Genomic DNA, 15118 nt, shown 5'->3' with positions numbered 1-15118 from the left:
ACATTAAAAAGGCCATTGTCCAAATAAATGAACAATGGCCTTATCTATCCAAACGGCTTGAAAATTCCAGCTCTAAGCGAGTAAACCATATGGCCGAAGAGTACATATTCATAAAATGCTATAACCGCAACCTACTATAATCGCAGCATTTCTTTAACGAAAGGAATGGTCAATTTTCTTTGGTGGATGAGTGATGCTTTATCCAGTCTATCAAGTACATCAAATAAGGTTCTGAGATCACGCGCGAGACGGTTGAGTAAAAACCGTCCCACATCATCGGGCAATTGTAAGCCTCGCATGGCAGAGCGCCTTTGCAGCGCCGCAAGTTTCTCATCATCGGCCATGGGCTGTAACTGATAATTGAGTCCCCACTGCATACGTGAGACTAAATCAGGTAACACAAATCCCGAATCGGTAGCCGAGACTTTTGCACTGACAATCAAAGCACTGTGATCTTGCTCGATGAGCCGATTATACAGATCAAAAATCGCTTCTTCCCACAGCGGATGACCCGCGATGGCATCCACATCATCGATACACACCAAGTCGATATTCTCTAGCCCTTCTAACAATGCTGTCGATATGCTGGCATGGATCCCTAAGGGAATATAAAAACTGCTGCGACCTAAATCATTTGCCTGAGCACAAGCTGCATGCATTAAATGGGTACGGCCTGATTTTTCTGGCCCCCAAACAAAAACGGCTTGTTTGGCTTTTCCTTGTGCACAATCTTGCAAGCTTTGAATAAGTTCATCATTACCTGCTGCCGGATAGTAACTGTGAAAAGTTTCATCATCTGGCAGCGATACAGGCAATGATAATTGTAAAGGTGAACTTGACTTCACTCAGATAAGTCTCAATACGTTATTGTTTACTGACCCTATGTTAACATGCACAGCCACTAATGTCCTTTCCATTGATAAATCGTGGCGACAACAGGCGCTGAAGTCACATTCTGACTCTCCATTGTTTTGCCCATTGACAAGGAATTATCAATCCCCCTATTTGAAGAAGCATAGCCACTCACATTATCAGAATAAGCCGTATTCTGTTCTGAACTTCCATTGTTCATTGTGGTCATTTTAGGCTCAGCCGCTTTAGAAAGCGGCGTTAATCTCGGCTCTAAATCCATCACACGAAATAAATCAGCTTGGGTACTAAAAAGCGAAAAATCATAAGTGACAGTGTCACCTTTGATTTGCACTAGTTGCGATGATTTTATCGCACGTAATTGCCCAATATAATGTTCAAGCTCCACCATCTGTTTAATCGTATTCACCCCAGAAAACGTCACTTTAGTAGTGAGTTGTGAACCAGAATCCACTGTCGCATATTGATCCACATAATATTCACTGATTTTAGCCATCATGGCACTGATCGCCAGATCCACATTCTGAGCATCACTGTTCATCGACACCAATGGCGCACTTGACGACGCATTGCGGGTTTTTGGATAAAGGCTAAGTGTATAGTCTACACCACGACGACTATTCGCTATCGACGCCATAATAAAGAAGTCAGCTTGATAACGACGTGAAGCCCCCGCCACCGTATCAACAAACATGCCTCTGACATCACTGACACTAATACGCATTGAGTCATCTAGATCCATCAAAGGGAAAATAAATGGCATTCCTCGGTTATTCGCCTGACGAAAGAAGTCTTTTTTGATCTGACTGCTAGATTCATCGCTGATAATTTGGCGTTGGCCACTTTCGTCATCACTGACAAGCCAAACTAATGTCAATGGACGCTGTTTTCCCCACACAGGTAAATTCGCTTGCCTAAGCAAATCAACAATACGACGATTATCAAAATTCACTTTAAGGTATAATTGCCCCTCTTTTTCCTGATAACCATACTGCGTCATCAAAGCATTAGGATTATTATGTTTCGCTGCAACAAGTGGGTTTTTAAGCGCACTTTGCAAACCTGAATTTTTAAGCACAACATTATCAAAGGCTTTTTTAATACCGATATTTCGCTGTGCAGTAGTACGATTATCTACGCTAACAAGGCTCTCATCCAATTGAGTGACTTCAGCAGCCAATAGACTAGAAGAAAAAATAACGAGAGTACTTAACAATAAAAGCGGTAACTTAATGATGATTTTCTGCGCTACATTTTTTTGCGCTAACATATTATGCATTGGAATGTTCAGCATCTTTGGTGACTTAGCAATAACTCAAGAGTAGCAAAATTGTATCACAATAAAATAATTTTACCCCTGTGTTCTTTATACCTGTCAGTTCTCATTAATAAAATGCCTAAAACACGATTAGCTATTGCACCTCAGGCATCTTGCTTTACCGACAATTAATCCATATTTTTTACCCAAGTAAAAGACGCATACATAGGCTCATGATCGCTAAGCTCGATAAACTGAGTCAGTTCATGATAATCACTTAAGGTTAGTGTATGAGTGTCACTGCGATTAGCATAACCAATTTGATCAGTATTTCCCCGTTCATCCTCACTGCAATATGCAATGCTGTCATCGTCTCCCTCAATCAAATCTTGGCAGGCCAACCTGATACCCGTTTGTGATAAAAAATCTTCCCAAATCTCTTGATGTGCACTCGCTTGAGAATGATCAGCCCATTTCAAATTAAAATCCCCCGCCAACACAATATTCGCATCACTGGAGTATGCACTGATAAAGTCGGCCAATTGCTGCATTTGCCCACGACGGGCTTCCATATCATCATCACTGCGACCCGCATCCATATGGGTATTATAAACATGGACCTCAAAACCTTCGTTTATCTCCATTTTGGCCACAGTAAAGCCTTTTTCTGTTAAACAATCAGGATTACCATCCGTTAAATCACCGTGACATGAAGAAAACTCTTCTGACTCAAAGCTTGCCAGAGAATAATCATCATCATCACGTTGATCCATGTCAAAGGGATATTTAGACAGACGAATGAGTCCATCACCATAAGAGATCACCCCACCTCGCCAATGCTTCGAGCGGTAGGGGTAGTTAGTCACTTCGATACGGTCTTCATCTTTAAGAAAGTCATGCTTATCTGGGCTAAACACTTCTTGTAATAAGACAATATCGAAGCTTGCCGTATTCAATTTTGATAATAAGGCCTTAAAATCACTTTTTGTATTACCACCAATACAATTTGGAAAACCATCTACATTATATGTCACCATATTAAACTGCCCTGTCTGGGCATCATTATAAGTAGGCGCACCAGCCTCTTGGTAATCATAGCCATGCGTACTTTTCGTCCCCGTAGGGGTAAATTTATAATCCCAACACAATGCAAATGTACTGTGACTCAACATGGAAAGAATAGCGATAACAAAATACTTTTTCATTAGTTTTATCCTTAAGTATTACGATAGGAGTGAGTGTTCAAATGATGGACATGATCCAAAAATATTACTGAAGTGGTTTAAAACACTTTATTAACTATTTTTAATGAACATCGAAAAAGCATACTGACATGTGAATTGAAAGTTAAAAAGATCAAAATAAAGAACAGAGAATCCTATACAAAACATTACAAAGCCATTATTCATACAGAAGTAAACCTTTTTTCTTCTCTACGCAATCAATACCAACGACAACAAACAACTTGTATTTTACCTAAAAGTAACATTTAATACCTAAACTGATCTTATTTATTAACTGTTGGACAGCCTAAAAGCGATACGACTAAAGTTAATTCAATGTGAATTTTAATAGTCAATGCCAATGGTTAAGGGGGGAGGATTTATGAAGTACTTCATTTTATTAGTTGGCGTACTAGGCTTATCAGCTTGTGTTTGTACTGACTCAAGAGACGCACCAGAGATCATTGCAAAAGCCTCTCCAATCGATTGCGATCATAGTCAATCAATACCCGAAATGGCCATAAAAGAACAGGTTAAAGGCTGGGTTCTACTCGCTTATTCTCTGGATAAAAATGGTTTTCCTGTGGACATGGAAGTCATCGACTCCAATCCACAAGGTTATTTCGAAGAAACGGCATTGGCGACTTATTCTGCTTGTCAATTTGTCAAAACCGCTCATATAGAAACTAATGAAAGACTTATGATGAATCTTGAGTTTAATTATACAAATCTAAAGCCATATTCTTCTGTTTACGCGCAACAATAATGCATGTCCAACACTCAGCCAATCCTAGCGCTAACCTAAACTAATACTTTAAATACTAACAACCAAAAATTTACTCATTAAAGTCATAATGTTACCATTGCTTACATTGCATCAATCTTATTAACCTCAAGGAAATCCATGAATAAGTTAATCGGCATTGCGCTATTAAGCCTCTTTTCTTCACCACTTTATGCAACCGAAATTACTTCAGCTAAAATCACTCAATTAATGTTGGATAGAAACTACACTGACAAAGTATTTATTCAATTAGATAAGAAAAACACTGCAGGCGACACTTGCCACGACAATACTAGATGGGAATATGTTCTTGATATCAGTGATAATTTGGGAAAAACAATTTATTCCAGTTTGTTAGCCAGTTTCGCTGCAGGCAAAACCGTAAACCTGAAAGGAACCAATAATTGTCTCCTCTATACTGGCGTAGAAACCCTCAGTCGAGTCGAAATACTGTAATCAGATATCGCTTTTAAAATGATCAATTGCCATACAACAAAAACAAATACGTTTTTGTTGTATTGACCATAAAAGCCACAACTTTATTCACCGAAAACATTTCCATATTGATGACTTAAAACAATCAACAGGCCCTGAGTTAGACTTTATTTCTCCTTCAAAGGTGTATAAATCATCAATCAATGAGTCAGTCATTCCACATTGAATAAAAGTCGCAATAATTTTCGCGCATTTCAGTATAGAATAGAGGCATTGTTCATATCGCATATCGAGGCTTAACTCCCCCATGCTCTATTTGATCCAATCTAACATGATGGAAGCCCTCTCTAAACAATTAGCCAATGAACTTGCCAGCCCTCTGCCGAGTCTATCCTGTTTACAACCTGAGCACATATTAGTGCAAAGTCCTGGTATGTCGACATGGTTGAGATTAGAAATTGCTAAACATAATAATATTGCTGCGGTATTGGAGTTCCCCCTCCCTTCTAGCTTCATCTGGCAGTTATGCCACACTTTGCTTAAGGATGTGCCTAAAGAAAATGCGTTTACAAAAGCCGCCATGACATGGAAACTCATGGATCTTCTGCCTCGCTTATTAGAACGAGAAACCTTTAAGCCGCTTAAGGATTATTTGCTAGGCGCACAAACGTCATCGACTAAACACAGTTTACATGAGCACTCTTTACATGAGCATTCTCAAGAGGGGTTTACCGATGCTCAAAATCCGCTGAAGCTCTCTCAAAACCCGCTGAAGCTCTATCAACTGTGTAGCCGTATTGCCGATATTTTCGATCAATATTTAGTTTACCGCCCCGACTGGATAGCGGCTTGGGAAAACAACGAAGCCCCACTCTCACTCAGTGAAGAACAAGCATGGCAGCCGGAATTGTGGCGGGCCCTCATTGATTTTAATGCCAATGAATTACAACAAAGCCAATACCACAGGGCCAACTTGCATCATGCGTTATTTACCGCGCTTGATGATCCCAATACCGATTTATCCGGCTTACCGCAGCGATTATTTGTCTTCGGTATTTCATCCATGGCGCCGCAAACCTTAGAGGTGATTTATTATTTAGCCAAGCGCATTGATGTCGTTATGTTAAGTCTCAGTCCCTGTCAGCATTACTGGGGAGATATTATCGATCCAAAATTGCGCGCACGAATGGCGCTAGAATATGCGGGTAAAAAGCAGCTTGATGCCTTGTGGGAAGATAAACTCGAAGTCGGTAATCCCATCTTGGCCAATAACGGGAAAATGGGCCGTGAATTGCTGGATCTTATTCTCTCTCTGCCCGAGAGTCATACTCAATTTAATTTTGACTGCTTTATCGATCCTCTCACTTTAAACACATCAAATTCAGGGAATAATCCACAGTCTTTGCTTGCAGGCGTACAATCCGATATTTTAAACCTTGAAACCCGCGGCCAGAGTCTCGGCCCCGACGCCAGTTTATATTTGAGCCTTGAGGGTCGACGGCCATTAGATCAAAACGATACGTCTATTACGCTTAGAAGTTGTCACAGCCCGTTAAGAGAAATCGAAACCTTACACGATCATTTACTGGAAATGCTGAGTAACAACCCTGCGTTGTCACCGAAAGATATCGTGATCATGATGCCCGATGTGGCTGCATACGCCCCTTATATCGATGCAGTTTTTGCCGCTAAACAAGGTACCCATTACCTCCCTTACGCCATTGCAGATAGAGGTGCGGCTCAAGAATCACCTCTCATCAACAGTTTCTTGCACTTACTCAATATCAACCAAAGCCGTTTCGCATTAACCGACATATTAGGCATTTTAGAAGTCCCCGCCGTATTAAGGCGTTTTGGACTCGATAATGATGACTTAAGCCTGATCCGCCAATGGTTAGAGCAAGCAAACATTCGCTGGGGCCGAGACGAAAAAAGCCGCATGAAGCAAGACCTTCCGCCTTTTAATCAAAATTCCTGGGCATTTGGTATTAAACGTTTGCTATTGGGCTACGCCTTTAGTGACGCCTCGCCTTTATACCATGACACCCTTGCAGTAGAAGGCATCGAAGGTCAGTCTGCTCAGGCTTTAGGTCAATTACTGAATTTCATTGAAACCATCGACAATCACCAAGTGTTACTCGCCACCCCTTTGCCCATCACACAAAGGCAAGCCCAACTGGATGAAATGTTAACTGATTTTTATGATGTTGATGACGATGAAAGAGAGCAACTGCAAACCGTACGCGATGCCTTATGTAAACTCTCCACAGAGCTCAATGAGGCGAAGCACCAACAAGCGATTGCGATTGAAGTCTTACATACTTGGTTTAAACAAACCTTATCTGAATCCCGTGTCGGCCAGCGTTACTTAGCAGGCAGTGTGAATTTTTGCACCTTAATGCCCATGCGATCGATCCCGTTTAAACTGGTTTGTCTATTGGGGATGAACGACGGCATTTATCCAAGAGTTCAGTATCCTGTGGGGTTTGATCTGGTGGCACATTTTGGCCCTCGAAAAGGCGATCGCTCTCGAAGACTGGATGACAGATATTTATTTTTAGAAGCCTTATTATCTGCCAGAGAGCAATTATACATCAGCTATATCGGTCACAGTGAACGCGATAACTCTGAGCGCATTCCCTCGATGTTAATCACTGAACTCGTGGAATACTGCCAGCTTTGTTATCTGCCTGATAGGTTTCAACATCAAGAGGCCAACTGCGTCTCACCAACAGATATTCAATTGATTGAACAGGCGATTGCACAACAGTTATTGCAAAAAATGCCACTGCAGCCTTTTGACAATAAGCTGTACCAAGACCAATCAAGTGACAGTGAGCAAAATATTCAGCAAAGTTATGCCGCTCAATGGTGCCCAGTGCAAGCCCAGCAACCTAATGACAATGATGAAGATAAACACAGCTTAACCCACAGCGCAAAGTTCACTGAACAACACTCTTCTCAATACCAGTCTTTTATCGGTAAAAACACACCCGCTAATCAAGATTCGACCGAGATGTTATCTGCCGCTTTATCTGACTCTTTATTAAAGCAAAGCCAGACCAATATTAATGGGATAGAAAGCGAAAATCACACCTTAGATTTATCGGCTTTCATTCGGTTTTATCGCAATCCGGCGCAATATTTCTTTAAACGTCGCTTAAAAGTTGATTTAAACCTCGACATCCAAATTGATCATAACGATGAGCCTTTTTCTTTAAATAACCTTGAGCGGCATAAATTACAAACGACGATTCTTGACGATACGCTCGACAAAAACCTCAGCCAACCTGATCCACAGTTTTACCAAAAGCTACAAGCCAGTGGCGATTTACCTTTATCTCCCTTTGATACCTTATTATTGAATGAGTACCAAAAAGACTTGTTGCCCCTCATCGATAGAATTTATTTCTTACAAGGTAAAACAGCAGAAGATAAAGCGGTAAACAAGACTGAAATATCGACTAACGAAGCACAACAGATTGAAATCAAACACCAAGAAGAGACTCAACATTGTGATATTCAATTACACTTTGACGCCCCCTTTGACATTCAGCTCACAGGCCGAATCGATGACATTAGCATTAAAGGCTTAGTCAATTATCGCCCTGGCACTGCCAAAGCCAAAGATCTTATTCGAGTTTATTTACGGCATTTATGCCTCAATGCCATGGGAATAAACCGCCCCAGTTACTTACTGGATGCGGGTAAATTTCATGTATTTGACAGTCTCACAAGTTCGGCAGCATACCAGCAATTACACACTTGGATAACGCACTTTTACGCCGGTTTAGAGCACCCCTTAGCCTTTATTCCCAATACTTCTTTTGCCTATGCGGAAGCCGATGGCGAACATGCCAATAAACTCGACGCCGCCGCATCCGCTTGGCTCAACGAGCAAACGCAATTTGGCGATGCCAAAGACCCCCACTTTCACAGGTTATATCACTTTCCTGAAGACTTTCAAGAAAACACCTTTGGTCAGATCAGCCAGACTTTGCTATCACCATTACTGAGTTTATATCAGTCAGGTCCACTAAAGCAGCTCAGTGCGCATGTGGAATCGACGCCCTTAACTCATCCTGACACTTCGGCGGCAAAGGAAAGGAGCGATTAGAATGCACACAATGAGTTCAGAACCCACTTTGTCACAACGCCTTGATGCGCTTACCTTACCCCTCAAAGACAGTCGGTTAATGGAGATAGCACAATGAGTTCAGAATCCACTTTGTCAGCACCCATGTTGTCACAACGCCTTGATGCGCTTACCTTACCTTTTAAAGGCAGTCGGTTAATTGAAGCCAGTGCGGGAACAGGTAAAACGTATACCATTTCAGGCCTTTATTTAAGGCTTCTTTTAGGCGTCGGTGTTGATACTCCCCTCAGTTGCGAGCAAATTTTAGTGGTGACCTTCACCAATGCCGCCACAGCCGAACTGCGAGACAGGATCCGCAAGCGGGTACACTCTTGCTTTAAGTGTTTTATGGGGCTAAAAGTTGAAGATGATTTTATTCAGCAATTATACAGTCAGACCCCCATTGATGAACGCGCCCTGTGCCTTAAACGCTTGGACTTAGCCTTAAAATCTCTCGATGAAGCCGCCATTTTTACCATACACGGTTTTTGTCAGCGGATCTTAGCCGATCTCGCTTTTGAGTCCTCCCTCTTGTTTGAATCAGAGTTTACCTTAGATGACAGCGAATTTTTGCATCATGCTGTTCGGGATTTTTGGCGTGAACAATGTTATGCCTTACCCGAAAATATTGCGGGGATCATTCAAAAAAACATCAAAGATCCTGAAAATTTAGGTAAGCAATTACGCGCATTATTAGGGGCGAGCCTTGCTGTTGCTGCACCAAAACCTATGGCGTTTGATAAATTATCTGACCGCCTCACTCAAAGCTTGAATCGCTTTTATTCGCAATGGCCACAAGAAAGAGATGCCCTTGAAGCCATGCTCCATGCATTACCTTTAAATGGCACCCGTTTTGGCAAAGCTGCAGATAATTACCCAAAACTGGCAAAAATGTTAGATGAACTGGATAATTGGGTGGTATCCCCTCAACGTCCGGCACCGATAAAAGTCTTATCTCAGCTGGCATTGAGTGAATTAAAACTCACCAAGAAACATCCCATTCCCACAGCCAGTGAAGCGCCCTTATTGGCACATATTGAACAGCTTTATCAGCTTTTCAATGAATTAGTCCCCGCCTTTTTATATCAAGCAAGGCAAGGCATTTCACAACGATTTGTACTGCAAAAAACCGAGCGCAATTTAATGACGCCCGATGACTTATTGTTGACCTTAGCCCATGCACTAAAACCTGAGATGTCTCGGCATGCTGAAAACAATGCCAAAGACACAACCGTTGATCACCATGGCGAATCAGAACAAAATGACACTGATCTCACTCAGGCCCATCACCTGTTAGCCAAGCATATCGCCAAACGTTTTCCTGTGGCCCTCATTGATGAATTCCAAGATACGGATCCCCTGCAATTTACAATTTTCAGTCAAATTTATCAAAAGGCACACTCGAATAATCATATCGGTTTATTGATGATCGGCGATCCAAAACAAGCCATTTATGCTTTTCGCGGCGCCGATATCCACACTTATATTCATGCAAGAAAGCATACCAGTGAGCATTACTTCCTAGACACTAACTACCGCTCCAGTAAAGCAATGGTGGATGCCACTAACCGCCTTTTTAGCCATCAAAATGATGCGTTTATGAGTCAGTCCATTCCTTTTGAAGCCGTCAATGCCGCCGATAGTGAAGGCAAGAAGGTATTAATAGACAAGCGCGCACCAAATGATGAACTTCATCAACAAGCATCACATGATAGCGCGCTGCGTATTCAACTGCTCAGTGAGGATCCTGAAAAAGGCTTAAACAAAGTCACCGCCAGAGAACAACTTGCTCAAGCCAGCGCCGAAGAAATCGCCAGATTGCTAAGCGGTGCTCAACAGGATCAATGTTTGATTGAAAACCGCCCCTTAATCGCCAAAGATATTGCTATTCTCGTAAGAGATAGAAATGAAGCTGCAGTCATGAAAAAGGCACTAGAACAACGCCAAATAGGCGCGGTTTTTCTCAGCCGAGACAGTGTTTATGACACCCTAGAAGGGCGAGAGATGGCCATTATTTTACAAGCCATGGCCTTACCTAAAAACGAACAAGCCCTACGCAGCGCCATGGCCACGCAGTTATTGGGCTACAGCTGTGAACAAATACACACTTTTAACCTTGACGAAGAAGTTAGGCAAGTCTTATTAGAGCAGTTTTTTCAACTGCATCAATTATGGAGCCAGCGGGGGATCATGCCCGCACTGCTCTTTTTAGCCAGAGAAACCCAACTGATCGAACGCTTGCTGAGCAGCGAAAATGGCGAACGTCGGCTCACCGATTTTAGGCATTTAGCCGAATTATTACAGCAAAAATCAACAGAACTCGATGGGTGTAATGCCCTGCTTAATTGGTATCAGCAAACCTTAATCGATAATACACAAGCAGAAGAAGCCCAGCTTAGATTAGAAAGCGAACAAAACTTAGTTCAAATTGTCACGATCCACAAAAGTAAAGGGCTCGAATACCCAGTGTGTTTTTTACCTTTTGTCAGCTTGCCACGTTCCAGTCGTAAACCCAGCACCTTGCTCTACCATAAAGAGGGACAATTGGTTTGGGATTTACTGCAAACTGATGAAGGCTTTGACGCCTATAAACAAGAAACGCTGAGTGAAGATCTGCGCTTACTGTATGTGGCATTAACCCGCCCTGTGTATCGATGCTATTTATTCATTGCCAACCAAAGCAAATTCACTAAAAAAGACGGCATTAAAAGCCAACTCCATGAAACAGCCATAGGTTACTTACTGGGCATTAAAGAAGCAAAGTGTGAATATATTGATTTACAATTTGCAGCTAACACACTGGCCTGTAAAGCGATAAGTGTTGAGGATATGGATGAAATTATACCCTGCACGCCTTTTCAAACACTCAAGAACGACACAGACACTGTATTGTCTCCTAAAACGCTCATTCGCCAATTATCGACCCCATGGCGAGTTGGCAGTTATTCTGGACTGGTTAAGAATATTGGCCATGAGAAAGTACAGCCAGGCGCCGATGATGAAGGCTTTTCAGCCATGGTTATCGACGATGAAGAAGCCAGTCTTGTCAATCGATTTACCTTTGAGCGAGGGGCAAATGCGGGTAGTTTTATGCACTTAGTGCTTGAGCTGATTGACTTTACTCAGGCAGAGACAGAACTGACCTTGCATCTACCCCAAGCCATGAGTCAATATGGTATCGATGAAAGCTGGTTTGATATGCTCCATGCTTGGTACCTTGATTTACTCAGTGCGCCACTCTCCCAGAACACAAACTTATCATTATCAAACTTGCCACCCGCGGCTAAATTAGTTGAAATGGAGTTTTATCTTCCTATTAACACCCTTAATGCACATAAACTCAATAGCTTACTAACAGAATACGGTTATAGTGCGCAATTACAATTTGATGATCTTCAAGGCATGCTAAAAGGCTTTATTGATTTAACCTTTGAGTACCAAGGGCAATTTTTTATCGCCGATTATAAGTCTAATCATTTAGGGCAACAGTTTGAGCAGTACCATCAAGGCGCCATGGCTCAAGCCATTAAGGATCATCGCTACGATCTCCAATACATTATTTATACCCTCGCCCTTCACCGTTATCTCACATTGCGTCTTGCCCATTATGATTTTGACCAACACATGGGCGGCAGTTATTATTTATTTTTACGGGGCATGTCAAAGGATCATCCTTTGTCAGGTGTTTTTTACGATAAGCCCCCTAAAGCACTGATCTTGGCTCTGGATCAACTGTTTGAAGGCCTTGATAGCCAAGCTTTACTCAAGCCAACAACTCCCGTTCAACAAGAGTTACTGCTATGACGCTTACCAGCCTTTCAACTACTCAACATGAGCCAACGCCACACATGATCATTGAAAAAGACGGTGTCACCACTCATCAACCTTTACCCCAACTATTAAAAAAATGGGAAGAAGAAGGCCGCTTAACCCCACTCGATAGGCATTTTGCATTAGAGCTAAGTCACATCCACCAAGAGACGTCGCCTTTATTTGTGTTGATATGTGCACTCTTGAGCCGACATTTATCTCAGCAACATACTTGCTTGCCGCTGTCTCAAATCGCCTTTGCTAATCCTTTACAAGAGAAAGTCAGCCAGTGCCAAATAACCGCTTCACTTGAAGACGTCATTGGGACTTTATCTCGTTTCTCTGCCATTACCATGACTCAAGCACAAGCAAACAGCCAAAACCATAAAGATGCAGTAGCACCCAGTACCTTATTGACTGCACCACTCATCTTAGACAATGGCTATTTGTATCTGCAGCGTTATTATCAATTTGAAACCCAAGTCAGTGATACCCTCTCTCGACTTGCCAGCGATAATAATCACTCACTCGGCCTCCATGAATATGAGCATATTGCAAGGACATTGGATTTACTCTATCCCGCATTTCCCCTATCACAAGATGAAGTCAACTATCACGCTCAAGCGTCAAATGAGAAAAAGTTTGATTGGCAAAAAATTGCCACGGCCACCGCATTAACCAAAACGTTGGCTGTTATCACCGGTGGGCCAGGAACAGGCAAAACCACTACTGTCACTAAGTTATTATTTTTATTGTGCTTACAACAAATAAAAGCGGACTCAAGTACACAGAAAAACATAAGCATCAAGCTAGTAGCGCCCACAGGAAAAGCGGCGGCGCGTCTCAGTGAGTCCATAAAAGCCTCAAAATTACGCCTAAGCGATGAAATCGCTCAATGGTCAACAGACAAAGCACACACAGAGCGTCATCTCATTGCATTGAGCCATATTCCAGAAGAAGCAGCCACACTGCATCGTTTATTGGGGGTTATTCCCAATTCACATAAATTTAGATTTGATGAGAACAACCCATTAAGGCTCGATGTCCTCATCGTTGATGAAGCCTCAATGGTTGATTTACCTATGATGTATAAACTCTTGCATGCACTTCCTCAGCATGCACGGCTTATTTTATTGGGGGATCAAGATCAACTGGCCTCCGTCGAAGCCGGTGCGGTACTCGCCGATATTTGTGCTGGCTTAGCCACCTCAAATGCACGCAATCACCACCAATGGCAAATGCGATACTCACCTGTTCATGCACAGCGATTATCACAACTGTGCAATACGGATCTCACCGCCTTTATAGACAAAAACAGTCCGCCACAAGTCACTCACATTGGTGATAGCTTATGCATGTTAATGCACAGTCATCGTTTTAAGGGCGATGCAGGTATTGGTCAACTCGCCAACGCGGTCAATCACGCCAACAAACAAAAAATTAAACAGGTTTGGCAAAAAGATTATCCAGAACTGTGTTGGCTAGAGCACCAAGTGCATTCAAAAGGCAATTTTGGATTAAACGCCTTACTTGAGCAAAGCGTCTGTGCTTACGGCCATTATTTAACCATGGTCCACAATCAGCTGCAGTCTTGTGAAACCATCATTCAATGTTTTAATCAATACCGTATTTTGTGTGCCATGCGCAGTGGCGAATATGGGGTAGATGGCATCAACCAAAGTGTGACTCAAGCCCTTTGGCAAGCCAAACTTATTCAACCTTTGCAAGAGTTTTATCCAGGAAGGCCCATTATCATTCAAAGTAACGATTATAATCTCGGCTTATTTAATGGCGATATAGGCTTAATTTTACCCGATAAGGATCGTAACGATAAGCTCATGGCTCACTTTATTCAAGCCGATGGTAGCTTACTCAGTGTACTGCCCGCCCGTTTACCACAACATGATACTTGTTATGCCATGACAGTGCATAAAAGCCAAGGCAGTGAATTTAAACAAGTCGCCTTGGTGTTACCGGTATCACCCAGCCCCTCACAAAAACAATTATTAACCAAGGAGCTCATTTATACAGGGATCACTCGCGCCAAAGCGCACTTTACGTGTTTAGGCAGTGAGAAAGTCTTTGAAACGGCCTGCCTGAAAGCCACTCAAAGGGCATCAGGGTTAGCCTTTCGACTTTGGAAGGCTCAATCGCCCCAATGACAGTGTTAACTATACCCGTGATACCTCAAGCTGCAGGATTCAGCTGGAATTAAAAGCCTTTTAGACAAGGCATTGAACAACGAGCCTAGTCATTCTAAGCCGATGTTTAATAACACAGTATAAAAGGCTTTTAAACCAGCCCTTTGGGAGTGTGTGAAAGCACCTATTTCTACGTTATATTATCTTAAAAGGCAATAAGCATTTCAGCAATAATACGCCTTGAATTAGGCACTTTTACGCACTCTGAAAACAGGCATCTTGAGGTATCACGGGTATAATAAGTTGGGGATTAAGTCGCTTGAGGGTATAATGCCGCTTTATTTTAATCTTTATCCTGCCGTTATTAGCGATAACATGATGAAAAATAACACTCATCATAAACACTTTATGGTGTAACGGCCTTTCACTTAAGGATAAAGGTTCTTCCTACTCGACGCGATA

The 15118-nt window shown here is 42.2% G+C and carries 8 protein-coding genes; 5 read left to right on the top strand and 3 right to left on the bottom strand.

Translation table 11 applies throughout. The features are described 5' to 3' along the window. Positions 1-134: 134 nt before the first annotated feature. The 3 genes from hda to Q0779_RS14255 form a co-directional block, all read right to left on the bottom strand. Positions 135-845 carry a DnaA inactivator Hda gene (gene hda / locus Q0779_RS14265; protein WP_298773513.1) on the bottom strand — a complete coding sequence of 237 codons (711 nt, stop codon included), beginning with the start codon at positions 843-845 and terminating at the stop codon, positions 135-137. Positions 846-901: 56 nt separating this feature from the next. Beyond that, positions 902-2149: a DUF2066 domain-containing protein gene (locus Q0779_RS14260; RefSeq protein WP_298773512.1), complete on the bottom strand. Its 1248-nt coding sequence runs from the start codon at positions 2147-2149 to the stop codon at positions 902-904. A gap of 167 nt (positions 2150-2316) precedes the next feature. Beyond that, positions 2317-3333 (bottom strand): endonuclease/exonuclease/phosphatase family protein, encoded by a 1017-nt coding sequence (locus tag Q0779_RS14255; protein ID WP_298773511.1) that lies wholly within the window; start codon positions 3331-3333, stop codon positions 2317-2319. A 400-nt stretch (positions 3334-3733) separates the two neighbouring features. On the opposite strand from Q0779_RS14255, the gene Q0779_RS14250 reads away from it, so the two are divergent. The 5 genes from Q0779_RS14250 (at position 3734) to recD (ending at position 14677) form a co-directional block, all read left to right on the top strand. Continuing rightward, positions 3734-4117, top strand: a complete 384-nt coding sequence (locus tag Q0779_RS14250; RefSeq protein ID WP_298773510.1) for an energy transducer TonB — start codon at positions 3734-3736, stop codon at positions 4115-4117. 138 nt (positions 4118-4255) lie between these two features. Then, positions 4256-4591 (top strand): hypothetical protein, encoded by a 336-nt coding sequence (locus Q0779_RS14245; RefSeq protein ID WP_298773509.1) that lies wholly within the window; start codon positions 4256-4258, stop codon positions 4589-4591. Between the two features lie 286 nt (positions 4592-4877). After that, complete coding sequence (gene recC, locus Q0779_RS14240; RefSeq protein WP_298773508.1) at positions 4878-8687, top strand: exodeoxyribonuclease V subunit gamma; 3810 nt, start codon at positions 4878-4880, stop codon at positions 8685-8687. A gap of 93 nt (positions 8688-8780) precedes the next feature. After that, the gene (gene recB, locus Q0779_RS14235; RefSeq protein WP_298773507.1) at positions 8781-12509 is read left to right on the top strand and encodes an exodeoxyribonuclease V subunit beta; all 3729 of its coding nucleotides are present in this window, start codon (positions 8781-8783) and stop codon (positions 12507-12509) included. 44 nt (positions 12510-12553) lie between these two features. Beyond that, on the top strand, positions 12554-14677 hold the full coding sequence (gene recD / locus Q0779_RS14230; protein ID WP_298773581.1) for an exodeoxyribonuclease V subunit alpha: 2124 nt from the start codon (positions 12554-12556) through the stop codon (positions 14675-14677). Positions 14678-15118: the final 441 nt, after the last annotated feature.

This window comes from uncultured Shewanella sp. (genome assembly GCF_947491715.1).
Classification (GTDB): domain Bacteria; phylum Pseudomonadota; class Gammaproteobacteria; order Enterobacterales; family Shewanellaceae; genus Shewanella.
This window is presented reverse-complemented; position numbering and strand designations above follow the sequence as displayed.

Coding starts and splice junctions, on each gene's coding strand:
- recB (WP_298773507.1), top strand. CDS start 8,781: ATGAGTTCAGAATCCACTTTGTCAGCACCCATGTTGTCACAACGCCTT.
- Q0779_RS14250 (WP_298773510.1), top strand. CDS start 3,734: ATGAAGTACTTCATTTTATTAGTTGGCGTACTAGGCTTATCAGCTTGT.
- Q0779_RS14260 (WP_298773512.1), bottom strand. CDS start 2,149: ATGCATAATATGTTAGCGCAAAAAAATGTAGCGCAGAAAATCATCATT.
- Q0779_RS14255 (WP_298773511.1), bottom strand. CDS start 3,333: ATGAAAAAGTATTTTGTTATCGCTATTCTTTCCATGTTGAGTCACAGT.
- Q0779_RS14245 (WP_298773509.1), top strand. CDS start 4,256: ATGAATAAGTTAATCGGCATTGCGCTATTAAGCCTCTTTTCTTCACCA.
- recD (WP_298773581.1), top strand. CDS start 12,554: ATGATCATTGAAAAAGACGGTGTCACCACTCATCAACCTTTACCCCAA.
- recC (WP_298773508.1), top strand. CDS start 4,878: ATGCTCTATTTGATCCAATCTAACATGATGGAAGCCCTCTCTAAACAA.